The organism is Nocardioides maradonensis, assembly GCF_054777115.1.
In genome coordinates this window covers 160,831-183,926 of record NZ_BAAHAZ010000006.1, presented here as the reverse complement: position 1 = coordinate 183,926, position 23,096 = coordinate 160,831, and the positions used below count along the sequence as shown (strand labels likewise).

Genomic DNA, 23,096 nt, shown 5'->3' with positions numbered 1-23,096 from the left:
CCGATTCGCGTCCACCCCTCGGGGCAGCGTCAGGTCAGTCGCTCCGGAGGCGGGCGGCCGGGACCAGCGCGAGGGCGGCGAGCGCAGCCGCGGCCAGCACCAGCGCGGTCGCGGCGGCCACCGGGGCGGTGCCCGCGAAGCCGGCGAACACGACGGCTCCGATCGCGAGGCCCGCACCGTTGAGCAGGTAGTCGTTGACCTGCAGCGCCGAGGACACCCGGCCCTCCTCGCCGGGCTCCGCGACCGCGAGCGCGAGCACCGACAGCGTGGCGAAGGCCATCCCGATGCCGAGACCGCAGAAGCCCCACCCGAGGATCGGTACGACGAGCGGCATGCCCGGTGCTGCGACGGTCGCGAACCCGGCGGCACCGGCGGAGACCAGCACGGCGCCGGTGCGGACCCTGACCGCGGGGTCGGCCAGCACCCGCCACCGCGCGGCCAGGTGGGCGCCGAGGGTCCACGTCACCGCACCGGTCGTGAGCGCCCAGCCCGCCTCGGTGATGCTGAGGTGGCGGTGCAGCACCAGGAGCAGCGGCACGTAGACCTCGGCCGACGCGAACGCCGTCCCGATGGCGCCGCGGGAGCCGAGCACGGCGGGGAGCCCGGCGCGCAGGCTCCAGGCGCCGGCCGGCAGGAGGCGTCGACCACCGAGGACGACCAGCACCAGGCCGAGCACGACGAGGGCCGGCCAGCCGGGGACGCGCTGTCCGGCCAGGCTGACGAGGAGGGCTCCCCCGGCCGCCGTGAGGGCGGGACCGACCCTGCCCCGAGCGCCGGCGGCGGTCACGGCGTGGGACGGAGCGTCCGCGACGAGGACCCACGCGGCGACCGCGATGAGGGGTACGCCGAGGAAGACCCACCGCCACCCGAACGCGTCCGCGACGGCCGCCGCGACGACCGGCCCCACCAGCGACGGCAGCACCCAGGCGGTCGTGAGGATGGCGAACACCCGCGGTCGGAGGTCCTCGGGATAGGCCTGGGCGATGACGACGTAGAGGGCGACGGAGATCGCGCCCCCGCCGTACCCCTGGACGAGTCGGCCGACGAGGAACAGCGGCATGTCGGGAGCGAGGCCGGCGAGGGCGGCGCCGAGGCAGAACGCGAGGAGGCCGCGGCGCAGCACCGGACCGGGGCCGAGCCGGTCCGCGTCGGGGCCGGCGGTGGCCAGGGCGACGATCGCGGCGGCGAGGGGCGCGGCGAAGGCGACCGGGTACCAGCGCAGGCCGTGCAGGTCGGCCGCGATCCGCGGCATCACGGTCGAGACGGCGAGCGCCTCGAAGGCGAACAGGAACGACAGCGAGAACACCCCAACCGTCGTACGACCGTGGCGGCCGCGCCACGGGGAGACCACGGCCGCCTCGGCGACGGCGGTCACGGGCCGACCACCAGCACGACCTTGCCCACCGAGGACCGCGTCTCGAGTGCGCGATGGGCGTCGGCGGCGCGGGCGAGCGGGAGCACGGTCCCGACGTGGGGCACCCGGCTGCCGTCGGCGGCCGCGGCGAGGGCCGCGCGCTCGAAGTGCTCGATCCGCGCCATCAGGCCGGGCCCGAGGACGTCGAGGACCGGGCGGTCGGGGTCGTCGTACGCGTTCTGCTCGCCGGACGCCCACCCGTAGCGGACCAGCCGGCCGCCGGGCGCGAGGGCGTCGTACAGCCGGCGGCCGATCTCGCCACCGACGCCGTCGAAGACCACGGTGAGCGGCTCGTGCACCCGCAACCGCTGCCGCCAGTCGTCGGCCCGGTAGTCGATGCCGGCCGCGCCGGTACCCGCGACGAGCGCGATCTTGTCGGGCCCACCGGCGAAGCCGACCGCGGTCGCCCCCGCGTTGCGCACGCCCTGCAGCAGGAGCAGGCCGAGCCCGCCCGCGCCGGAGGTCACCGCCGCGACGTCGTCCGGTACGACGGCGGCGAGCTCGAGGATCGCCGCGGCGGTGCGCCCGGTGCCGATCGTCGCCACCGCGGTGGGCGCGTCGAGCCCGACCGGCACGGGATAGGCGCGCCGGGCGGCGACGACCGCCTGCTCGGCGTACCCACCACCGGCGGAGCCGAGGTGCGCGACGACGCTCGTGCCGAGCAGACGGTCGTCGACACCCTCGCCGACGCGGTCGACGACGCCCGCGACCTCGCGCCCCGGCACGACCGGCAGCCTCGGCGGCGGACCGCCGGCGAAGCCGGCTCCGGAACGGATCGCCGTGTCGACGAGGTGGACGCCGGCCGCCCGGACCGCGATGCGCAGCTCGCCGGGGCCGGGCTCGAGGTCGGGCAGCTCCTCCAGGTGGAGGACGTCAGCGGGACCGAAACTGTGGTGTCTGATCGCGTGCACGGGAACCATGGCACAACCTCAAGTTAGGTTGAGGTCAAATGGCAGCGCGGCCGCGGGCCGATCCTGCGGACCACCCGTCCCGAGGATCGTCAGCCGAGGTCGGTGGCGAGCAGGTCGTCGACCGTCTCGCGCCGCACGATCACCCGCGCCTCGCCGTCCTTGATCGCGACGACCGGCGGTCGGAGCGCGTGGTTGTAGTTGGACGCCATCGAGCGCCCGTAGGCGCCCGTGCCGGGGACGGCGAGCAGGTCGCCCGGACGTACGTCGCCCGGCAGGAACTCATCCTTCACCACGATGTCGCCCGACTCGCAGTGCTTGCCGACCACGCGAGCCAGCACCGGCTCGGCGTCGGACGATCGCGAGGCGAGCGTGCAGGAGTAGTCGGCGTCGTACAGAGCGGGGCGGATGTTGTCGCTCATCCCGCCGTCGACGCTCACGTAGGTGCGGGTGGCGCCGCCGTCGAGGGTGACCTCCTTGACCGTGCCGACGGTGTAGACCGTGCACATGGCGCTGCCGACGATGGCGCGGCCCGGCTCGATCGAGAGGTGCGGACGGGCGAGACCGAGCCCGGCGCACTCGTCGTCGACGATCTTGGTGATCCGCTCGGCCAGGTCCGCCGGGGTGGCCGGGTCGTCCTGAGTCGTGTAGGCGATGCCGAAGCCGCCACCGAGGTCGAGCTCGGGCATCGTGTGGTCGAGCTCTGCGGCGATCCGCGCGTGCAGCGCGAGCACCCGGCGGGCCGCGACCTCCCAGCCGGAGGTGTCGAAGATCTGGCTGCCGATGTGGCTGTGCAGGCCGCGAAGGTCCAGGCTCGGCTGCGCCACGACGGCGCGGGCCGCCTCGAAGGCGTCCCCCGCGCTGATCGAGAAGCCGAACTTCTGGTCCTCGTGCGCGGTCGCGATGAACTCGTGGGTGTGCGCCTCGACGCCCGCAGTCACCCGGATCATCACCGGCTGGACGACGCCGAGCTGGGCCGCGACGTCGGCGACCCGCTCCACCTCGTGGAAGGAGTCGACGATGATCCGACCGACCCGCTCGTGCACCGCTCGGCGCAGCTCCATGGCCGTCTTGTTGTTGCCGTGGTAGCCGATCCGGGCCGGGTCGACGCCCGCCCGCAGCGCGACCGTCAGCTCGCCGTCGGAGCAGACGTCGAGGCAGAGGCCCTCCTCCGCCACCCAGCGGGCGACCGCGGTGCTGAGGAACGCCTTGCCCGCGTAGTACACGTCGTACCCGGCGAAGCCGTCGCGGAAGGCACGTGCGCGGGAGCGGAAGTCCTCCTCGTCCAGCAGGTACGCCGGCGTGTTGACGTCGGCGACGACGTCGGCCACCGACAGGCCACCGATGCGCAGCACTCCGTCGACCTTCTCGGCCGTGCGCGACCACAGCACCGGCACGAGCGCGTTGACGTCGGTGGGCTCACGCAGCCAGTGCGGGGACGTGCCGGCGTAGTCGCCGGGAGGAACGCGCCCCATCGCTACATCCGCTCCGGGGCGCTCACGCCGAGCAGATCGAGCCCGTTGGCCAGGACCGTCTGGGTGGCCTTCGCCAGCAGCATCCGCGCCTCGTTGGCCGGGCCGGCGGGCTCGTCGCCCTGCGGGAGCATCCGGCACTCCTTGGTGTCGTACCACTTGTTGAACACCGAGGCCATGTCCTCGAGGTAGCGGGCGATCCGGTGCGGCTCGCGCAGGTCGGCGGCGCTGGCCACGACCCGCGGGTACTCGGCCAGCGCGCGCAGCAGCTCGCCGTCACGCTCGTGGTCGAGCAGGCTCGGGTCGAACGCGTCGCCCTCGGGCAGCGTCATGCCCAGGTCGGCGGCGTTCGCGAGCATCCGGCAGGTGCGCGCGTGGGCGTACTGCACGTAGTAGACCGGGTTGTCGTTGGACGCCTTGGTGATCTCGGCGATGTCGAGGGTCAGCGGGCTGTCGGCCGGGTAGCGGGCCAGCGAGTAGCGGAGCGCGTCGACCCCGATCTCCTCGGCCAGCTCGTTGAGGGTGACGATGGTGCCGGCGCGCTTGGAGAGCTTGAGCTCCTCACCGTCGCGCAGGATCTTGACGAGCTGCCCGATGAGCACGTCCAACGTCTGCGCGGGGTCGTCACCCACACACGCGGCCATCGCCTTGAGCCGGCCCACGTAGCCGTGGTGGTCGGCGCCGAGCAGGTAGATGCAGTTGTCGAAGCCGCGGGCCCGCTTGTTCAGGTAGTAGGCGGTGTCGCTGGCGAAGTAGGTGAGCTCGCCGTCGCTCTTGATGAGGACGCGGTCCTTGTCGTCACCGAAGTCGGTGGTCCGCATCCAGAGCGCGCCGCCGTCCTCGTAGACGTGCCCCAGGCCCGTGAGCCGCTTCAGCGTGTTGGGGACGCCACCGTCCTCCTGGCCCTCCTCGTGCAGGGACAGCTCGGAGAACCAGACGTCGAAGTGGGTGTTGAAGGAGTCGAGCTGGTCCTGCTGCTCCTTGAGCTGGATCGCGTAGCCGACCTTGCGCACCTCGGCGGTGCGCTCGGGCTCGGGGAGGCCGAAGATGCCCGGCTGGGCCGCCTCGACGGCCTTGGCGAGGTCGTCGATGTAGCCGCCGGCGTACCCGTCCTCGGGCTTCTCCTCGCCGAGCGCACTGGCGATGATCGAGCGGGCGAAATTGTTCATCTGCACGCCGCGGTCGTTGATGTAGAACTCGCGGGTGACATCGGCGCCGGCCGCGGCCAGGACCCGCGCGATCGCGTCGCCGAGCACCGCCCACCGGGTGTGGCCCAGGTGCAGCGGACCGGTCGGGTTGGCGGAGATGAACTCGACGTTGATCTTCCGGCCGGCGAGCACCTCGCTGGTCCCGTACGCCGGTCCGGCGGCCACCACCTCCGCGGCGACCTGGCCCTGGGCGCCGGCCTCGACGGTGACATTGAGGAAGCCGGGGCCGGCGACCTCGACGTCGGCGACCCCGTCGGTCTCACGCAGTGCGGACGCGATCAGCTCACCGAGGGCGCGCGGGTTCGTGCCGGCCTTCTTGGCCAGCTGCAGCGCCACGTTCGTGGCGTAGTCGCCGTGCCCCTTCTGCCGGGGCAGCTCGATGGTGACCTCGGTCGGCACGCCGTCGGGCAGGGCGATCTCTCCTCGGTCGACCAGCCCGTTGAGGACGGCGACGATCGTGGCGGAGAGCTGGTCTGGAGTCACCTCGGAATCCTATCGAGGGACCTCGGTTTCCCTCGCGTCGATATCCCCCGGTACTGTTCGTGACCACGCGGCATCCCGTGCGATGCCTTCGTAGCTCAGGGGATAGAGCACTGGTTTCCGGTACCAGGTGTCGCAGGTTCGAATCCTGCCGAAGGCGCAGAAGAACCGAAGGCCCGGACTCGATCGAGTCCGGGCCTTCAGCGTTCCGGCCGGACCCCTTGTTGCAAACAAGTTGCAACAACCTAGAGTGGGCACGTGCCCCGACTCGACGCGTTCCGCGCCACGCTCACCGCCGCGGACCGGCGCAGCCTGTGGGCGATGGGGACGGTGATCGTCGTCCTGCACCTCGTCGGGTTCGGCCTGCTGCTGGCGTACGTCGCCCCGAACCACCTGCTCAGCACCGGCGTGGGCGTGCTGGCCTACACCTTCGGCCTGCGGCACGCGCTCGACGCCGACCACATCGCCGCGGTCGACAACACCACCCGCAAGCTCGTGACGGACCGGTCCGGGACCGACCGGCAGCCGCTGTCGGTTGGCTTCTGGTTCGCCCTCGGCCACTCCACGATCGTGTTCCTGCTCGCGGTCGCGCTGGCCGCCGGCGTGAAGTCGCTGGTCGGACCGCTGGAGGACGACGCCTCCGCGCTGCACACGATCACCGGCATCATCGGCCCGAGCGTGTCGGGCTCGTTCCTGTGGCTGCTCGGGCTGCTCAACCTCGCCGCCCTCGTGGGCATCGTCAAGGTCGCCCGCCGCCTGCGCAGCGGTGAGTACGACGAGGCGCAGCTCGAGCACCACCTGCACCACCGCGGCCTGATGAACCGGCTGCTCGCGCCGCTGACGCGCACCGTCACCAAGCCGTGGCACATCTACCCCGTCGGTGTGCTGTTCGGGCTCGGCTTCGACACCGCGACCGAGGTCGGGCTGCTCGTGCTCGCGGGCGGTGCCGCGGCGATCCAGCTGCCGTTCTGGTCGATCGTGGTGCTGCCGATCCTGTTCGCGGCGGGCATGTGCCTGGCCGACACGGCCGACGGCGTGCTGATGAACGCGGCGTACGGATGGGCGAGCACCCAGCCGGTCCGCAAGGTGTTCTACAACCTGATCATCACGACGATCTCGGTGGTCGTGGCGCTCCTCATCGGCACGATCGAGCTCGTCGGCGTGCTTGCCGACCGGCTGTCGATCACCACCGGCCCGGTGGCCGCCATCGCGCACCTCCCGCTGGACTACGCCGGCTATGCCGTCGTCGCGCTGTTCGTGCTCGCCTGGCTCGTCGCTGTGTCGGTGTGGCACTTCGGCGACGTCGAGGAGCGCTGGTCCGCGGACCTCGCGGACTGACCCGCGCCGATCCGCTAGACATGGGCGGGTGACCAGCACTCGGATCGTCACCGCCAACACCCTCTTCCGGCTCCCCCGCGACAAGGCCGTCGAGGTGCTCGACGACGTCCTCGCCCGGGAGCCCGACCTCGTCGCCCTGCAGGAGTGGTACGTCGTGCGGCTGCCGCTCCTGCGCCCCAGCGGCTCGGTCCGGGTCGCACCCGGTCTGCCGATCGCCGTACCCGGCGGGCACCGGTACCACTGGGTCACCGGCCTGGGCGGCGGCAACGCGGTCGGCGCCCGCGCGGACCGCTACGAGCTGCTGCACGCGCGCCAGCACTGGCTGAGCCTGCCCGGGCCGACCGACCGGGACGACCGGCTGCTCGGCCTGGAGCCGCCGCGGGAGGTGACGATCGGGACCTTCCGCGATCACACGCTCGGCGACACGGTGGCGATCCTGAGCTACCACCTCGTGTCGGGAGCGGTGGCCGGGGCGGCGTACCGCACCGACCGGCCGCACCTGGTCAAGCGCCACCAGCACGAGGTACGCCGGCTGGAGGAGGTCGTGGCCGACCTGACCGCGGCCGGCCACCGGGTGTACGCCGCCGGCGACTCCAACCACCACCTGCAGCGGTTCGCCGGCCTGACGTCGGCCTGGGAGGGCCGCGAGCCCGAGCCGACCTGCGGGCCCAACACCATCGACGACGTCCACGGCCCCGGCCCGGCGACGTCCGTCGAGGTGTTCGACACCCCGTCGGACCACCGGGCCGTGGTAGTGGAGCGCTAGCAGGACCTCGGCAAGGTCGCATCGTTGCGGGCGTCGTTGCCGAACCGGCGCGCCATCGACACGTCAGGAGCGACGACGTCGGCACCGTTGATCACCATGCCGTGGCCGAAGATGACGCAGTTCGTGACCTTCCCCGGGTCGACGTCGGCCACCGCGTGCGCGAGCGTGAACAGCTCGGTCGGGCCGAGGTCGGTGGCGAGGTTCTTCATCACGCTGAGGATGCCGCGGGCCATGAAGCCCGGGTGGGCGCGCATCCGGTGCACCTTGGCCTGGATGCCGCGGATGACGCGGTCCTGGTTGAGGTCGCGGTCGAAGTCGCCGCGCGCGAGCGTGTGCCGGATGCGGGAGAACTTCAGCGCGGTCAGCGAGTTGAGGTGGATCCGGCCCTTCTTGAAGCCCTGGGGCCACATCACCGGGTCGTTGAACGCGATCGGGTTGTCCACCGTGATCCCGCCGATGGCGTGGATCATGTGTTGGAAGTAGTGGAAGCGCGTCACGAACACGTAGTCGGGCTGGACGCCGATCAGGTTGCCGACGGTCCGGCCGAGCAGCTGCGGCCCGCCGTAGTAGAGGGCGGCGTTGATGCGGTTCCGCCCGACCCCGGGGATGTCGACCCAGGAGTCGCGGGCGACGCCGATGTCCGCAGCTGCGTGCGTCTTGGTGTCGATGAAGATCAGGTGCAGCGCGTCGCCGCGGGTGTGCAGCATGTTCTCGCCCGGGCGCGCGTCGGATCCGACGGCAAGGATCGTGATGATGTCCTTGCCGTGGGCGAGCTTGCCGAGGTCGGTGCCCTCGGCGGTCTGCATCTTCACCAGCGCGGAGTACGTCGGGTTCACGCCGCTGTCCGGGACGACGAGGGCTGCGACACCGAGGACGAGCACCAGCACGGCGGTGCGGAGCGAGCGACGTACGACGACAGCGGTGGGGGTGCTCATGATCCGGCCTTCCTGGGACGGCAGGTGTGGGTGACGTCGTACCCGAAGATGCGCCAGCCGGCGCCCGACGGTGTGAGGCTCACGGTGCCGCCGACCGCGCACCGCCGGGAGGGGCCGCCACTGGTGTCGTAGGTCAGGTGGAGCACGGCGGTGATGCCGCGAGCAGCGCCCTTGACGGCGAGGATGTCGAGATCGGCCTCCCGCCGCTTCGCCTCGATCGCGGTGATGCCGGTCATCCCGGCGTTGCTGAGCAGGTCGGCGTCACGCTTCGCGAGCTTCGCGGCGCCCGGCGTGAAGGACGCGGCGGGGAACGCGTTGCTGCTCCCCGTCGAGAGGTACGCCGCCTGCCACCACCCGTCGATCGTCCGCCCCACCTCGCCGCGCAGCCGGTTGCGGCCGCTGACCGGCAGCCTGCCGGTGATCGTGCTCAACCGGACGACCAGCGGCACCGCCTGCGCGGACGCTGTGGCGCTGGGGCTCGGCGCGGAGCTGTCGTGCTTCGAGCAGCCGGACACGCCGAGGCCGACGAGGAGCGCGCACGACGCTCCTGCGAGGGCCCTCAGGGCGCGGATCTCAGGCATTCTGCGGCCTCCTGATCGGATGGGCGACGACATCGGCGTGACGCATCGGATACAGCCTGCCCGACAGTCGTGACCACTCGGCGCATTTGGTTGTCGATGGGTCTAGCCTTGCCCGTGGGCGCCGACCGGTCCGGGGTCGGCTCCGGGGGTACGCCGGATCCCTGCACTCCGGTGGCTTGTGAAAGCGGAAGAGGCGAAGCACGTCGTGACGCAGTCGTCAGACCAGCAGTCCACCACCTCGAACGGCGCGGGCGCGCCCTCGGGGATCGATTTCGGCGCCAACGAGTGGCTCGTGGAGGAGATGAAGTCGCGCTTCGACGCCGACCCCTCCAGCGTCGATCCCGCCTGGGCGGCGTACTTCAAGAGCGGCAACGGCGCCCCCGCGGCCGCGCCTGCCGCCGCACCGGCGGCGCAGGCGGCGCAGACCAGCCAGGCGGCCCCGCCGACGGGCAGCATCCCGATCCCCAAGGCCAGCTCGCGCGCCGAGGTCAGCCCGGCCGCCAAGACCATGCCGAGCAAGCCGACCGCGGAGTCGAAGCCGACCCCGAAGGACGCGCCGAAGCCGGCCCCCGTCCCGGTGAGCGACGAGGCGACCGTGACCGTGCTGCGCGGCATCCCCGCCGCCACGGCGAAGAACATGGACATCTCGCTGTCCGTGCCGACCGCGACCTCGGTGCGCAACATCCCGGTCAAGCTGCTGTGGGACAACCGGATCGTCATCAACAGCCACCTCAAGCGGGCCCGCGGCGGCAAGGTCTCCTTCACCCACCTGATCGGCTACGCGATCGTGCGGGCGATCGGCTCGATGCCGGAGATGAACAACACCTACGCCGAGATCGACGGCAAGCCGACGATGGTGACGCCGCCCCATGTCAACCTCGGCCTGGCGATCGACCAGCAGAAGCCGGACGGCACGCGTCAGCTGGTCGCCCCGTCGATCAAGGCGTGCGAGTCGATGGACTTCGCTCAGTTCTGGACGGCGTACGAGGAGATCGTGCGCAAGGCCAAGAACAACAAGCTGACCATGGAGGACTACTCCGGCACGACCGTCAGCCTCACCAACGTCGGCGGCATCGGCACCAACAACTCGGTGCCGCGGCTGATGCAGGGCCAGGCCGCGATCATCGGCGTCGGCTCGATGGAGTACCCGCCCGAGTTCCAGGGCGCGTCCGAGGACACCATCGCGCGCAACGCGATCTCGCGGATCATGACGATGACGTCGACGTACGACCACCGCGTCATCCAGGGTGCGCAGTCCGGTGAGTTCCTGCGCCAGGTGCACCAGTACCTGCTGGGCGCCGACAACTTCTACGACGACATCTTCCGGTCGCTGCGGATCCCCTACGAGCCGATCCGCTGGAACAACGACATCGCGACCTCGCACGACGACGAGATCGACAAGCAGGCCCGGATCCTCGAGCTGATCCACGCCTACCGGGTCCGCGGTCACCTGATGGCCGACACCGACCCGCTGGAGTACAAGCAGCGCAGCCACCCGGACCTGCGCATCGAGTCGCACGGCCTGACCCTGTGGGACCTCGACCGCGAGTTCCCCACCGGCTCCTTCGGTGGCTCCGGCCGCCGGTTCATGAAGCTGCGCGACATCCTCGGCATCCTGCGCGACTCCTACTGCCGCACCACCGGCATCGAGTACATGCACATCATGGATCCCGACCAGCGTCGCTGGATCCAGGAGCGCGTCGAGCAGCCGCACACCAAGATGCCCCGCGAGGAGCAGCTGCGGATCCTGCTCAAGCTCAACCAGGCCGAGGCGTTCGAGACCTTCCTGCAGACCAAGTTCGTCGGGCAGAAGCGGTTCTCGCTCGAGGGTGGCGAGACCACCGTCCCGGTCGTCGACGAGATCTGCGAGGCGGCCGCCCAGGCCGGGCTCGCCGAGGTCGCGATCGGCATGGCCCACCGCGGTCGCCTCAACGTGCTGGCGAACATCGTCGGCAAGTCCTACAACCAGATCTTCCGCGAGTTCGAGGGCAACATCGACCCGCGCACGGTCCAGGGCTCGGGCGACGTGAAGTACCACCTCGGTGCCGACGGCGAGTTCGTCGCGGGCACCGGCGAGACCATCGCCGTGTCCGTGGCCGCGAACCCCTCGCACCTCGAGACCGTCGACCCGGTCCTCGAGGGCATCGCCCGCGCCAAGCAGGACATGCTCAACCAGGCCGAGGACTTCCCCGTGCTGCCGATGCTGCTGCACGGCGACGCGGCGTTCGCCGGCCAAGGCGTCGTGGCCGAGACGCTGAACCTGTCGCAGCTGCGCGGCTACCGCACCGGCGGCACGATCCACCTGGTCATCAACAACCAGGTCGGCTTCACCACCTCGCCGGCCGCGTCGCGCTCATCGCTCTACGCGACCGACGTGGCCCGCATGGTCCAGGCGCCGATCTTCCACGTCAACGGCGACGACCCCGAGGCGTGCATCCGCGTGGCGCGGCTGGCGTTCGAGTACCGCCAGGCGTTCAACAAGGACGTCGTCATCGACTTGGTCTGCTACCGCCGCCGCGGTCACAACGAGGGCGACGACCCGAGCTACACCCAGCCGCTGATGTACGACCTGATCGAGCAGAAGCGCTCGGTGCGCAAGCTGTACACCGAGTCCCTCATCGGTCGTGGCGACATCACGATCGAGGAGGCCGAGCAGGTCCTGCGCGACTACCAGCAGCAGCTGGAGAAGGTCTTCACCGACGTCCGCGAGGCGGACGCCAAGCCGGACGCGTGGACGACCGTGCCGGACTACCCGGAGAAGCAGGTCTACGAGGCGACCACGGCGGTCTCCCCCGAGGTCCTCAAGCGGATCGCGGACGCCTACGTCACGCCGCCGGAGGGCTTCACGGTCCACCCGAAGGTGATGCCGCAGCTGCAGCGCCGCTCGGCCGCGATCGCCGACGGTCCGATCGACTGGGGCACCGGCGAGATCCTCGCCTTCGGCTCGCTGCTCATGGAGGGCCGCCCGGTCCGCCTGGCCGGTCAGGACAGCCGCCGCGGCACGTTCGTGCAGCGGTTCGCCACGATCATCGACCGGGTCAACGCCGACGAGTGGACGCCGCTGGCCAACCTCACCGAGGACCAGGCGAAGTTCTTCGTCTACGACTCGCTGCTCAGCGAGTACGCCGCCCTCGGCTTCGAGTACGGCTACTCCGTGGCGCGGCCCGAGGCGCTGGTCCTCTGGGAGGCCCAGTTCGGTGACTTCGTCAACGGCGCCCAGTCGGTGATCGACGAGTACATCTCCGCGGGCAAGACCAAGTGGGGCCAGGACTCCGGTGTCGTGCTGCTGCTGCCGCACGGCTACGAGGGCCAGGGGGCCGACCACTCCTCGGCCCGCATCGAGCGGTTCCTCACGCTGTGCGCCGACGAGGCGATGGTCGTCGCCCAGCCGAGCAGCCCGGCGTCGTACTTCCACCTGCTGCGGCGGCACGCCCTCGGTGGCGACCACAAGCCGCTCGTGGTGTTCACGCCCAAGTCGATGCTCAAGCGCAAGGAGGCGGCCTCGCAGCCGTCCGACTTCACCTCGGGCACCTTCCACCGCGTGATCGCCGACGACAAGGTCGACCCGGCCAAGGTCTCCACGGTGCTGCTGGTCTCCGGCCGGCTGACCTGGGACCTCATGGTCGAGCGGACCAAGAGCGAGCGCGACGACGTCGCGATCCTGCGGGTCGAGCAGCTCTACCCGTGGCCGACCGAGGCCATCAAGGCCGAGCTGGCGAAGTACCCCAACGCCAAGGTCAAGTGGGTCCAGGACGAGCCGTACAACCAGGGCCCGTGGCCGACGTTCTACCTGAACATCGTGCCCGACCTGGGTCGCGCGGTGCAGCCGGTCACCCGTGCCGCCTCGTCGACCACCGCGGTCGGCACGGTCAAGCGGCACATGGCCGAGCAGCAGGACCTGATCGCTCGGGCCTTCAGCTGATCTGAATGCGAGCGTCAGCGAGCATTCGCCGTCCGGGCGCGAGCGCAGCGAGCCTGCCCGGACGGAACGACGAGAGCGGCGAGCGCAGCGAGCTCCTCGCCGTTGGAGGCGAAGCCTGAATGTACTTCACGGATCGCGGCATCGAGGAGCTCGAGCAGCGCCGGGGTGACGAGGAGGTCACCCTGGCCTGGCTCGCCGAGCGGCTGGTCGAGTTCGTCGACACCCACCCGGAGGCGGAGAACACGATCGAGCGGTTCGCGACGTGGCTCGCCCGGCTCGATGACCCGGAGGACTGACCGCAACCCCTCGGGACCACTAGGGTCGGGCGCGTGAGCGAGCAGATCTCGTACGGCGAGTGGGGCGAGCGCTTCTTCGAGTACGCCGTCACCCTCGACCGGGTCCTCGGCGGCGTCAACGTGCTGGCCGGTCGTCCCATCGACGTCGGTCCGCTCGGGGTCGGCCCCGGCAAGATCGCGAAGGTGACCGCGACCGGTGCGATCGGCACCGCCACCGGCCAGCGGGTCGGCGGTCTGCCGGTGCGCTACGACGTGGTGCTGCCCGTCGACATCGAGTTCACGATCGAGCTCGGCATGGACAAGCACCGCTTCGACGCCAAGATCCAGGTGCCGCTGGTCATCACGGCCCACGGCCGCGACGACCTCGCCATCGACATCGTCGTCACTCCCCCGTCGTCGCGCGAGATCGTGGTCGACCTGGTGCCCCAGGGCCTGCGCGCCTCGCTGATCCGCCGCGCCGCCGGCGTGGACGTCGAGCTCAAGCGGTTCATCGCGAAGTACGTCGCCCGCGAGATCGAGAAGCCGCACGTGGCGGCGGCCCGCGTCATCGACGTACGCACCGCGTTGGACCGGGCCGCGAGCGGCGTCGTACCTCGCGAGGACAGCACGATCGCCGCCGACGTCACCCAGGACTTCCCGGCCGCTCTCGGGAACGAGATCGAGCAGGCCGCCGAGCACTTCACCCTCGAGGAGGGCGACGAGTGACGACGTACCCTCCCGCGCCGTGGCAGATGCACGGCTCGATGTGGCTCAGCGTCTTCCGGCTCGGTCGTGCGATCGACGAACGGCACCCCGCCGGGATCTACGGCCTCGCGCTGGTCGACTACCAGGAGCCCAGTCCGCTGACGTACGGCGAGCTGCTGCTCGCGAGGTCGATGAAGAACCGAGCCGGCAAGAGTGCCGTCACCATCACCGACATCTGGGTCGACTCCCCCGCCTCCATGGCGGGCGGTCGTGAGCTGTGGGCGATCCCCAAGGAGCTGTGCGACTTCGACTTCGTCTCCTCGCACCGCGGCCCGCTGACCTCGACGGAGTGGACCGCGTCGATCGAGCGCCGCCCCATCGTCGAGGCGTCGTTCACCGACGTCTCGCGGGCGGCGCCGCGCGTGCCGTTCACCGGGCTGGTCGAGCAGCCGGGCATCCCGGACCACCCCGAGGTCGCCGACGTGACCATGAAGGGCACCGCGAAGGCGCTGCCCTGCCGCGCCCACTGGCACTTCAACGCCGACGGGCCCCTCGGCTTCCTGCGAGGGGCCCGTCAGCTGGGCTCGTTCCGGATGTCGGGCTTCCGGCTGCACTTCGACTGATTCAGTCGGCGTCGAGGTCCTGCTCGACGAGGGCGGCGATCGCGTCGACGTCCGCCTCGACCTCCCCGGACACCTCGACCTGGGCGCCGTTGCCGGCGCCCAGGGTCATGATGAGCAGCGCGGAGCTGGCATCGACGGCCTCGTCGCCGGGGACGCCGATCAGCACCTCCGAGTCGAGCTCGGCGGCCGCGTCGGAGATGATCGCGGCGGGGCGGGCGTGCAGGCCGACGGCGGATCCGACGGTGACGGTCCTGGTGAACATGCTGGTCTCCTCTTCGGGGTGGTGGGGGTCAGGCCGTGACGACGTCGGACGGCGCGCCGGCACGGACGGTGCTCTTGAGCAGGACGACGGACGCCGCGGCGACGAGGACACCCGCCACCAGGGCCAGCAGGAAGCCGCCGACGTTGCCCACCGCGAACAGCACGAAGATGCCGCCGTGGGGTGCCCGCAGGGTCACGTTCATGGCCTCCGCGAGACCGCCGGTCACCGCGCTGCCGAGCATGATCGACGGGATGACCCGCAGCGGGTCGGCCGCGGCGAACGGGATGGCGCCCTCGGTGATGAACGAGGCGCCCAGCAGCCACGCGGCCTTGCCGTTCTCGTGCTCGGCCGCGGTGAACAGCCGCGGCCGTACGACGGTGGCCAGCGCCAGCGCGATCGGCGGCACCATGCCCGCCAGCATCACCGCCGCCATCACCTTCAGCTGCGGGGCGTCGCCGGAGGCGGCTGCCGCCGTACCGATGCCGGCGGTGGCGAAGGCGTAGGCGACCTTGTTGAGCGGGCCGCCCATGTCGAAGGCCATCATCAGGCCGAGGACGATGCCGAGGATGATCGAGGAGCCACCGTTCATGCTGTTCAGCCCGTGGTTGAGGCCGTTCATCAGCGCGGCGACGGGCCGGCCGAGGACGAGCAGCATGAGCAGGCCGGCGATGACGCTGGTGAGCAGCGGGATCACCAGCACCGGCATCAGGCCGCGGGCCCACGTGGGCACCTTCCAGCGGGAGATCCACAGCGCGATGGCGCCGGCGAGCGCCCCGCCGACGATGGCGCCCAGGAAGCCGGTCGCGGCGGCACCCGTGCCGTCCTTCGCGGTGAAGCCGGCGAGGTTCGTCGCGAGCGCGCCCATCACGAAGCCCGGCGCGAGCCCGGGCCGGTCGGCGATCGCGTAGGCGATGTAGCCCGCGAGCACCGGCACGAACAGCGCGAAGGCGGTCTTGCCGATGAAGAACAGCAGCACGCCCAGGTAGAGCAGGAAGGGCGAGTTGAACATGACGTGGTGCAGGTCGTACGCCGCCGGGGACGGCAGGTTCGACAGCGAGTGCTTGACCAGGATGTCCCCCGACGCGAACGCGCTGTCGTAGCCGCCGAAGAGGAAGCCGAGGGCGATCAGCAGGCCGCCGGCGGCGACGAACGGGATCATGTAGGAGACGCCGGTCATCAGGACCCGGCGTACCTGGCTCCCCCACGACCCTGCTGCCTCCGGTGCGGCGGCAACGTCCGCGCTGCCCTCGACACGGGGCGCGTTCGGATCGGCGGCGAGCCGGAGCGCCTCGGCGATCATCGCGTCGCCCTCGTCGATCGGCCGCTTCACGCCGCTCTGCAGGACGGGCTTGCCGGCGAACCGCGCCCGGTCACGGACGCCCACGTCGACGGAGAAGATCACCGCACCCGCCTTGGCGATCGCGTCGGGCGAGAGCGGGGTCGAGCCCGCCGAGCCCTGGGTCTCGACCGCCAGCTCGACCCCGGCACGGGCGGCAGCCGCCTCGAGGGCCTCGGCCGCCATGTAGGTGTGCGCGATGCCGGTCGGGCAGGCCGTGACGGCGACCAGGGAGGGCTTCGGCGCGGCCGCGGCGGCAGGAGCGGGAGCGGTGGCCGGCGCCGCGGCCGGCTCCTCGCCGACCACCCCGTCGACGATCGCGACCACCTCGGCCGGGGTCGAGGCCGCGCGGAGCGCGTCGGTGAACTCGCTGCGCACGAGCGCCCGGGCGAGCTTGGTCAGGATCTTCAGGTGCGCGTCGCCGCCGCCCTCGGGCGCGAGGATGCAGAAGACCAGCTGGGCGGCGCCGTCCTTGGCACCGAAGTCGACGCCGGGAGCGAGTCGCGCGAACGCCAGCGTCGGCACCCGGACCGCTGCCGAGCGGCAGTGCGGGATCGCGATCCCACCCTTCATCCCTGTGGGCGACTTCGCCTCGCGGTCGAGCAGGTCACGCTCGACCTGCGCCTCGTCGCTCGCTCGCCCGGCGGCGACGGCGATCGCCGCCAAGGAGGTGATCACCGCCTCCTTCGAGCCACCGAGGTCGACGTCGAGCCGGACCAGGTCCGGGGTCATCAGTGCTTCCATGTCGCGCTTCCTCCATCGGAGCTGCCGGCCGGCGGTACGTCGAGCCGGGTGACCCGGACCTCGGCGGTCCGGACGTCGTGGTGGGTGGGTGGGGTGGTGCCGGCGAGACCGGCAGCGGCGGCGCCATACGCGACGGCGGAGACGAGCCGCTGCTCCGGCGTACCTCCGTCGAGGTCGGCCGTCAGGTAGCCGAACAGGCTGGCGTCGCCGGCGCCGACGGTGCTGACGACGGTGATCGGCGGCGGGGTGGCGTGCCACGCGCCGGTGCGGTCGACGAGGACCGCGCCGGAGGCACCGAGGGTCGCGAGCACGACCTCGACACCGCGCTCGAGCAGCGTGCGTGCGGCCTTCGCGGTCGCGACCGGGTCGTCCTCGAGCGTCGCGGCGTCGGCGCCGGTCACGGCGGCGAGCTCCTCGGCGTTCGGCTTGAGCAGCGTCGGGCCGGTGCGGACGTCGATGGTGCGGGCGACCGTCGCCTCGAGCGGTGCGTCGCTGGTGTCGACCGCGACCCGCGGGCCGAGGGCGCGGATGCGGGCGGTGAGACCGGCGTACCAGTCAGCGGGCGTCCCCGGCGGGAGCGAGCCGGCGAGGACGACCCAGGCCGGTCGGCGCTCGCCGACGGCGGCGAGCGTGGCGTCGGTGAGCCGCTGCAGGTCCGCGTCGGTGACGGTCGCCCCGGAGGTGTTCACCTTCGTGGTCGTGCCGTCGGGCTCGGTGAGGGTGAGGTTGACCCGCAGCGGTCCGGCCGGCCGGACCGGGCGGCAGTCGACCCCGAGCCCCGTGAGCTCGACGACGAACGGGTCGTCCTCGCTCGCCGGGAACACCGCCAGGGTCGGTACGCCGGCGGCGACACAGGCGCGCGAGATGTTGACGCCCTTGCCGCCCGGCTGGAACAGCACGGCCTCCGCGCGGTGCACGGCACCGCGCTCGAGCCGACCCGGCAGGACCGCCGTGCGGTCGATGCTCGGGTTCGGGGTGACGGTGAGGATCATGCGACCACGACCTCGACGCCGGCCTTCGTCAACTGGGTGCGCTGGCTGCGCTCGAGCGCGTCGGTGACGATGACGTCGACGTCCTCGAGCCGCGCGAACCGGACCGTGCTGTCGGCTCCGATCTTGGTGGCGTCGGCGAGCACGACCACCCGCTGGCCCGCGGCCACGAGGGCCTGCTTGGTGGCGGCCTCCTCGGGGTCGGGCGTCGAGAGCCCGTGCGTCGCGGTCACACCGTTGGCGCCCACGAAGGCCACGTCGACCCGCAGGTCGCTGATCGCGGCCACCGTGGCGGGTCCGACGGCGGCGTGGGTGGCGGGCCGGACCCGCCCCGGCAGCACGTGCAGCTCCACGGCCGGGTGCGTGACCAGCCGCGCCGCGATCGGCACCGAGTGGGTGAACACCGTCAGGCGGTGCGTCGACGGCAGGATCGCTGCCAGCCGCTCGGTGGTGCTGCCGGCGTCGATCAGGACCGAGGCTCCCTCGGCGGGCAGCAGCGCCAACGCCGCCCGGCCGATCCGGTCCTTCTCGGCGGACTGCGCCGCGTCCCGCTCGCTGAGCGCGGACTCGACCGAGTGGAGGGCCCCGGCCGGCACGGCGCCGCCGTGCACCCGGCGCAGCAGCCCGGCGCGCTCGAGGACCGACAGGTCCCGGCGGACGGTCTCGGTGGTGACGTCGTACTGCTGCGCGAGCTCGGCGACGGACAACCGTCCGACCGCGCTCACCGCGCGGACCATCGCCTGCTGGCGCTCCTCGGCGTACATCCCTGTGGCCTCCGTCACGAATCTTTGTTTGTGTTGTTTTATGCCCGAACCTGTTGCTTGTCAAGGGATTCGGGGGTTACGTTGTGAGCATGGTCACCCACCTCCACGGCACCCCGGTCGTCCCCGGCGTGGGCTACGGGCCCGCGCTCCTCGCCGTCACCGAGCTCTCCCCCGACGCGATCGCACGGTTCCGTGCCGTCTCCGTCGATCCGGACACCGCGCTGGAGCAGTACGACGCGGCGGCCGCTGCCGTCGCCGACTCCCTCCGCGCGCGGGCGGCCCGGGCGAGCGGCGCCGCCTCCGAGGTGCTCGTGGCGAGCGCCGGCCTCGCGACCGACCGCGGCATGCGGGCGGCGGTGCGCAAGGGCCTGCGCAACGGCGACGACCTGATCACCGCGATGGATGCCGCCCTGGCGTCCTTCGTCGAGACCTTCGCCAAGATGGGCGGCCTGATGGCCGAGCGGGTCACCGACCTGCGCGACATCCACGACCGCGTGGTCGCCCACCTGGTCGGCGAGCCCGAGCCGGGCCCAGCGTCACCCGACCGACCCTCGGTGATCGTCGCCGTCGACCTCGCGCCTGCGGACACCGCGGCGCTGGACGCCTCGATGGTGCTCGCGCTGGTGACCGAGCAGGGCGGCCCGACCAGCCACACCGCGATCATCGCCCGCCAGCTGGGCATCCCCTGCGTCGTCGGTGCCGCGGGCGTCACGGCGATCGCCGCAGGAGCCCAGCTCTACGTCGACGGGGAGCACGGCGACGTGGAGGTCGACCCCGACCCGGCGACCGCGCAGGACCGCGCCGCGGCCGACCGGCGTACCCGGGAGGCGTTGGCGAGCTGGACCGGCCCCGGCCGGACCGCCGACGGCACCCGTGTCGCCCTGATGGCGAACGTCGGCAACCCCGCCACCTCCGTCGAGGCCGCGACCGCGCCCGTGGACGGCATCGGGCTGTTCCGCACCGAGCTGTGCTTCCTGGACCGCGAGACCGAGCCGAGCGTCGAGGAGCAGGCCGACCTGTACGCCGAGGTGCTCGCCCCCTTCGCACACGCCGACCAGCACGTCGTGGTGCGCACGCTGGACGCGGGCTCGGACAAGCCCATCACCTACGCCACCCATCCGGACGAGGCCAACCCCGCCCTCGGCGTACGCGGCGTGCGGCTGGCCGCGAGCAACCCGAAGCTGCTGGAGAACCAGCTCGACGGCATCGCCGCCGCGGCGTCGCGGACCGGCGCCGACACCTGGGTGATGGCGCCGATGGTGGCCACGATCGCCGAGGCACGGTCGTTCGCGCAGGCGGTCCGCGGGCGTGGCCTGCGGGCCGGGGTGATGGTCGAGGTGCCGAGCGCCGCCCTGCTGGCCGACCGGATCCTCGCCGAGGTCGACTTCCTGTCCATCGGCACCAACGACCTGACCCAGTACGCGATGGCGGCGGACCGGATGTCGAGCGAGCTCGCCGAGCTCACCGACCCGTGGCAGCCGGCCGTGCTCCACCTCGTCGCCACGACCGCCCGTGCCGGCCGTGCCGCCGGCAAGCCGGTCGGCGTCTGCGGCGAGGCCGCCGCCGACCCGCTGCTGGCCTGTGTGCTGGTCGGGCTCGGCGTGACCTCGCTGTCGATGGCGGTCACGGCCGTGCGCGGGGTCGGAGCGCGGCTCGGCGACGTCCGCGACGCCACCTGCGTGGCCATGGCCGAGGCCGCGCTGGCCGCCGCGAGCCCGCTGGAGGCCCGGGCGGCAGCGCGGCAGGCGCTCGACGCCCCTCAGCCCTGACTCAGCCCTGACCCGGATCAGTAGCTGAACGTCGTCGCCCCGGCTCCGATCCATCCCCACAGCTGGACCGTGCCGCCGAGCTCGGCGTTCGCCATCAGGTCCCCGGCGTCGAGGCCCTTGGCGTCGAAGCAGATCGGGCAGACCAGGAAGCGCCCGCCCGCCGCGGCGTACCGCTCCAGCAGCGACGGGAGCGACGGGCAGCCCTCGCACGCGGTCCCCACGGCGAAGCCGCCCAACGCGACGCGCACCGCCTCCTTGGTCAGGAACACCAGCGTCGGACGTCCCGACTCGGCAGCCCCGACGGCGACCAGGAGCGCGACGGTGACCTTCTCGGGGTCCTCCAGGCCGGTGGTCAGGCTGATCGCGGCCCTCGCCGCGCTCGGCTCGACGTCGACGCTCATGCGGGGCTCACCGCGTGGAACCCGGAGCAGATCAGGTCGACGGCGCTGATCCGGTCATCGGCGAGGGTCAGGTAGAGGTGCTGCTCGGCCTGGCGCGGGTGGCCGTCGTCGACGACCACGCTGTAGGTCACCGAGACCTTCTCCCCCGCCGGCTCGACGCCGGACGAGACGACGTGCGCGCCCTCGCCGAACCACTGGCCGTAGCAGCCGATCAGCAGCTCCGGACCGCCGTCGAGGGTGCGCGGCGGGAGCAACGCCCGGAAGCGGGCGTCGGGGGTCATCAGGTCGGCGAGGTCGGCGTACCGCTGGGCGGAGAAGGCCTCGAGGAAGCGGTCGGCGGTGGTGAGGGTGGCGGTGTCCATGGACCGATCGTCCGGCGTACGCCGGCCGGCCACATCGGGCGAACGACGTATCTATCCCACGAGGCCGTGGCGCATGGCGAACATCGTCACCGCGCCCCGCGTCGAGACCCCGGCCTTGGCGTAGACGTGCTCGACGTGGGTGCCGACCGTGCGCGCGCTGATGCCGAGCTCGGCCGCGATCTCCTTGTTGGACCGCCCGCGCGCGAGCAGGGTGAGCACCTCGAGCTCGCGGGCCGTCAGCCCCGCGACGGAGGTACGCCGGCGGGGAGCCCGCCCGGGACCGGCCAGCACCGCAGCGACGGCGTCCCCGTCCAACCGCCCGGCGCGTACGTCGGCGCGCAGCACCGCGGCGCGGTCCTCGACCGCGGGCCGGTGCGGCCGCTCCTCGCCCAGGGCCTGGTAGCGCTGGGCGGCTGCCAGGACGCGGGCCTCGGTCGACAGGTCGCGCGCCACCAGGCCGTTGGGGTAGCCCGATCCGTCGAGACGCTCGCGCACCTGTCCGGCGAGGCGACCGATCGCCGCCAGCACCGGCTGCCGGGCCAGCACCCTGCCGGTCAGGTAGGGAACGCTGCGGACGCGCTCGGCCTCTGCGGCACTGAGCGCTCCGGCGCGGGCCCAGGTGCCGCTGGACACGCCGACCGCACCGAGCCGGTGCACGAGGCCGGCTCTGCGGACGGTCGTCACCGCAGCCGCGTCGAGGCCGAGCGTCCCGGCCGCGAGAGCAGCACGGTCGGCGACGGCACGCGAGTGCCCCGTCCACCACGGCGACTTGAGGTCGGCGTAGTCAGCGACGATCCCGAGCAGCTGGTCGAGCTCGACATCCGGGACGATCCGGTCCAGCCGGGTGCAGCGGCTCAGCACCTCGGCCCAGGGGTCGACGACCTCGACGGCGGCGAAGACCTCGTCGGACCGCGCGAGCACCAGGTCGACCACCGTGGGGTCGAACTCCGTCCCCCGGCGCGCTCGCAGCACCTCGAGCGCGGCCCCGGCACCACGACGACGGTGGAACACCTCGAGGTCGTCGGCGACGTGCACGACGCGCATGAGCGGCTCGATCGCGTCGCCCGCCAGGCGGCTCGGGTAGCCATGACCGTCCCAGCGCTCGAAGGCCTGGCCCAGCGCCCGGCGTACCGCCGGATCCACGCCGAGCCGCTCAGCGATGTCACCCGTGGTCTGGCAGTGCGTGAGGAAGCCGCCGGAGACCTGGCGGGCACCGCGGGTGAGGAAGCCGGCGACCGCGCCGACCCGGCCGAAGGCACCGTCCCGCTCGGCCAGCTGGCCGACCATGAACCGCATCATCGGCAGCCCGACCTTGTCGATGTCGTAGCTGGCCGCGCGCAGGGCCAGGTCGTCGTCGAACCACTGCGCGAGCTCGTGCGAGTCGGCCACGCAGCCGACCCAGGCCATCAACGAGACGTGCACGACCGAGCAGCGCCGGAGGTCGTCCCAGCCCGACAGCTCCGCGATCCGGTCAGCGAGAAGGGTCTGCCGCAGGACGTGCTCCTGCGGCAGACCCAGTCCCAGGTCCGTTGCCAGCGAGAGGGAGGCCAGGAGCTCGGCGAGCCGAACCCCCGACAAGGTCGAGCCGGTGCTCAGTCGTCGCCCTCGACGCCGGACTGGTCGGCGCGCGCCTTGCGAGCGGCGTCGCCGATCTCGAACAGCTCGGTGGCCAGGCCGCCGACGGTCTTGGCCACCTCGCCGACCGCGCCGATCACGATGTGCGTGACCTGCCCGACCGCCTGCACCGCGGCCTCGACGCCGTCCTGCAGCGCGTCCTTGCTGATCTCGGCACCGCTGAGGTGGTCGCGACCCTTGTCGTCCATGGCCTCATCTTCCCCTGTG

General features: G+C 72.2%; 21 protein-coding genes and 1 tRNA gene. 8 read left to right on the top strand and 14 right to left on the bottom strand.

Going from position 1 to position 23,096, the window contains the following annotated elements; translation table 11 throughout:
- Nucleotides 1-34: 34 nt before the first annotated feature.
- The 4 genes from ACYVAQ_RS09005 to argS all read right to left on the bottom strand — a co-directional run bounded on the left by ACYVAQ_RS09005 (nt 35) and on the right by argS (nt 5,485).
- The gene (locus ACYVAQ_RS09005) at nt 35-1,375 is read right to left on the bottom strand and encodes an MFS transporter (RefSeq protein ID WP_460788453.1); all 1,341 of its coding nucleotides are present in this window, start codon (nt 1,373-1,375) and stop codon (nt 35-37) included.
- On the bottom strand, nt 1,372-2,334 hold the full coding sequence (locus ACYVAQ_RS09000; RefSeq protein WP_460788450.1) for a zinc-binding dehydrogenase: 963 nt from the start codon (nt 2,332-2,334) through the stop codon (nt 1,372-1,374). The genes ACYVAQ_RS09005 and ACYVAQ_RS09000 overlap by 4 nt, the downstream gene beginning before the upstream one ends.
- A gap of 80 nt (nt 2,335-2,414) precedes the next feature.
- Entirely contained in the window at nt 2,415-3,797 is a 1,383-nt protein-coding gene (lysA, locus tag ACYVAQ_RS08995) for a diaminopimelate decarboxylase (RefSeq protein WP_460788447.1), read from the bottom strand.
- Nucleotides 3,798-3,799: 2 nt separating this feature from the next.
- Nucleotides 3,800-5,485: an arginine--tRNA ligase gene (gene argS, locus ACYVAQ_RS08990; protein WP_460788445.1), complete on the bottom strand. Its 1,686-nt coding sequence runs from the start codon at nt 5,483-5,485 to the stop codon at nt 3,800-3,802.
- 84 nt (nt 5,486-5,569) lie between these two features.
- Between argS and ACYVAQ_RS08985 the strand changes: the two genes are divergently transcribed.
- From ACYVAQ_RS08985 to ACYVAQ_RS08975, 3 genes are all read left to right on the top strand, one after another.
- Nucleotides 5,570-5,642: transfer RNA gene (locus tag ACYVAQ_RS08985), tRNA-Arg, on the top strand.
- Nucleotides 5,643-5,740: 98 nt separating this feature from the next.
- Nucleotides 5,741-6,820, top strand: a complete 1,080-nt coding sequence (nicT, locus tag ACYVAQ_RS08980) for a Nickel transporter NicT (RefSeq protein ID WP_460788442.1) — start codon at nt 5,741-5,743, stop codon at nt 6,818-6,820.
- A gap of 28 nt (nt 6,821-6,848) precedes the next feature.
- Complete coding sequence (locus ACYVAQ_RS08975) at nt 6,849-7,586, top strand: endonuclease/exonuclease/phosphatase family protein (protein ID WP_460788439.1); 738 nt, start codon at nt 6,849-6,851, stop codon at nt 7,584-7,586.
- Here the strand turns inward: ACYVAQ_RS08975 and ACYVAQ_RS08970 are convergent.
- Complete coding sequence (locus tag ACYVAQ_RS08970; protein ID WP_460788437.1) at nt 7,583-8,521, bottom strand: LCP family protein; 939 nt, start codon at nt 8,519-8,521, stop codon at nt 7,583-7,585. The two genes, ACYVAQ_RS08975 and ACYVAQ_RS08970, sit on opposite strands and share 4 nt — an antisense overlap.
- Entirely contained in the window at nt 8,518-9,102 is a 585-nt protein-coding gene (locus ACYVAQ_RS08965; RefSeq protein ID WP_460788435.1) for a hypothetical protein, read from the bottom strand. The genes ACYVAQ_RS08970 and ACYVAQ_RS08965 overlap by 4 nt, the downstream gene beginning before the upstream one ends.
- A 265-nt stretch (nt 9,103-9,367) precedes the next feature.
- Here ACYVAQ_RS08965 and ACYVAQ_RS08960 point away from each other — a divergent pair, with 265 nt between their 5' ends.
- From ACYVAQ_RS08960 to ACYVAQ_RS08945, 4 genes are all read left to right on the top strand, one after another.
- On the top strand, nt 9,368-13,024 hold the full coding sequence (locus ACYVAQ_RS08960) for a multifunctional oxoglutarate decarboxylase/oxoglutarate dehydrogenase thiamine pyrophosphate-binding subunit/dihydrolipoyllysine-residue succinyltransferase subunit (protein ID WP_460788700.1): 3,657 nt from the start codon (nt 9,368-9,370) through the stop codon (nt 13,022-13,024).
- Between the two features lie 119 nt (nt 13,025-13,143).
- Nucleotides 13,144-13,320: a DUF6104 family protein gene (locus ACYVAQ_RS08955; protein WP_460788433.1), complete on the top strand. Its 177-nt coding sequence runs from the start codon at nt 13,144-13,146 to the stop codon at nt 13,318-13,320.
- A 33-nt stretch (nt 13,321-13,353) separates the two neighbouring features.
- Nucleotides 13,354-14,025, top strand: coding sequence for a hypothetical protein (locus ACYVAQ_RS08950; RefSeq protein WP_460788430.1), 672 nt, complete (start codon nt 13,354-13,356; stop codon nt 14,023-14,025).
- Entirely contained in the window at nt 14,022-14,627 is a 606-nt protein-coding gene (locus ACYVAQ_RS08945) for an acetoacetate decarboxylase family protein (RefSeq protein WP_460788428.1), read from the top strand. Before ACYVAQ_RS08950 ends, ACYVAQ_RS08945 begins: the two co-directional genes overlap by 4 nt.
- 1 nt (nt 14,628) lies before the next feature.
- On the opposite strand, the gene ACYVAQ_RS08940 is transcribed toward ACYVAQ_RS08945, so the two are convergent.
- From ACYVAQ_RS08940 to ACYVAQ_RS08925, 4 genes are read right to left on the bottom strand one after another with little or no spacing between them, the layout of a single operon-like run.
- Nucleotides 14,629-14,889: an HPr family phosphocarrier protein gene (locus ACYVAQ_RS08940; RefSeq protein WP_460788427.1), complete on the bottom strand. Its 261-nt coding sequence runs from the start codon at nt 14,887-14,889 to the stop codon at nt 14,629-14,631.
- A 28-nt stretch (nt 14,890-14,917) separates the two neighbouring features.
- Complete coding sequence (locus ACYVAQ_RS08935; protein WP_460788424.1) at nt 14,918-16,969, bottom strand: PTS fructose transporter subunit IIABC; 2,052 nt, start codon at nt 16,967-16,969, stop codon at nt 14,918-14,920.
- Nucleotides 16,957-17,961 (bottom strand): 1-phosphofructokinase family hexose kinase, encoded by a 1,005-nt coding sequence (locus ACYVAQ_RS08930; protein ID WP_460788421.1) that lies wholly within the window; start codon nt 17,959-17,961, stop codon nt 16,957-16,959. Before ACYVAQ_RS08930 ends, ACYVAQ_RS08935 begins: the two co-directional genes overlap by 13 nt.
- The gene (locus tag ACYVAQ_RS08925; protein ID WP_460788698.1) at nt 17,958-18,722 is read right to left on the bottom strand and encodes a DeoR/GlpR family DNA-binding transcription regulator; all 765 of its coding nucleotides are present in this window, start codon (nt 18,720-18,722) and stop codon (nt 17,958-17,960) included. Before ACYVAQ_RS08925 ends, ACYVAQ_RS08930 begins: the two co-directional genes overlap by 4 nt.
- 89 nt (nt 18,723-18,811) lie before the next feature.
- On the opposite strand from ACYVAQ_RS08925, the gene ptsP reads away from it, so the two are divergent.
- A complete protein-coding gene (gene ptsP / locus ACYVAQ_RS08920; RefSeq protein ID WP_460788419.1) occupies nt 18,812-20,491 on the top strand; it encodes a phosphoenolpyruvate--protein phosphotransferase in 1,680 nt (559 codons plus the stop codon).
- A gap of 17 nt (nt 20,492-20,508) precedes the next feature.
- On the opposite strand, the gene ACYVAQ_RS08915 is transcribed toward ptsP, so the two are convergent.
- The 4 genes from ACYVAQ_RS08915 to ACYVAQ_RS08900 are packed head-to-tail and all read right to left on the bottom strand — an operon-like array spanning nt 20,509 to nt 23,077.
- Nucleotides 20,509-20,892: a DsrE family protein gene (locus tag ACYVAQ_RS08915; protein WP_460788417.1), complete on the bottom strand. Its 384-nt coding sequence runs from the start codon at nt 20,890-20,892 to the stop codon at nt 20,509-20,511.
- Nucleotides 20,889-21,254, bottom strand: a complete 366-nt coding sequence (locus ACYVAQ_RS08910) for a nuclear transport factor 2 family protein (protein ID WP_460788416.1) — start codon at nt 21,252-21,254, stop codon at nt 20,889-20,891. Before ACYVAQ_RS08910 ends, ACYVAQ_RS08915 begins: the two co-directional genes overlap by 4 nt.
- 51 nt (nt 21,255-21,305) lie before the next feature.
- Nucleotides 21,306-22,832 (bottom strand): HD domain-containing phosphohydrolase, encoded by a 1,527-nt coding sequence (locus ACYVAQ_RS08905; RefSeq protein ID WP_460788414.1) that lies wholly within the window; start codon nt 22,830-22,832, stop codon nt 21,306-21,308.
- Between the two features lie 14 nt (nt 22,833-22,846).
- Nucleotides 22,847-23,077, bottom strand: coding sequence for a hypothetical protein (locus tag ACYVAQ_RS08900; protein ID WP_460788412.1), 231 nt, complete (start codon nt 23,075-23,077; stop codon nt 22,847-22,849).
- Between the last annotated feature and the right edge of the window lie 19 nt (nt 23,078-23,096).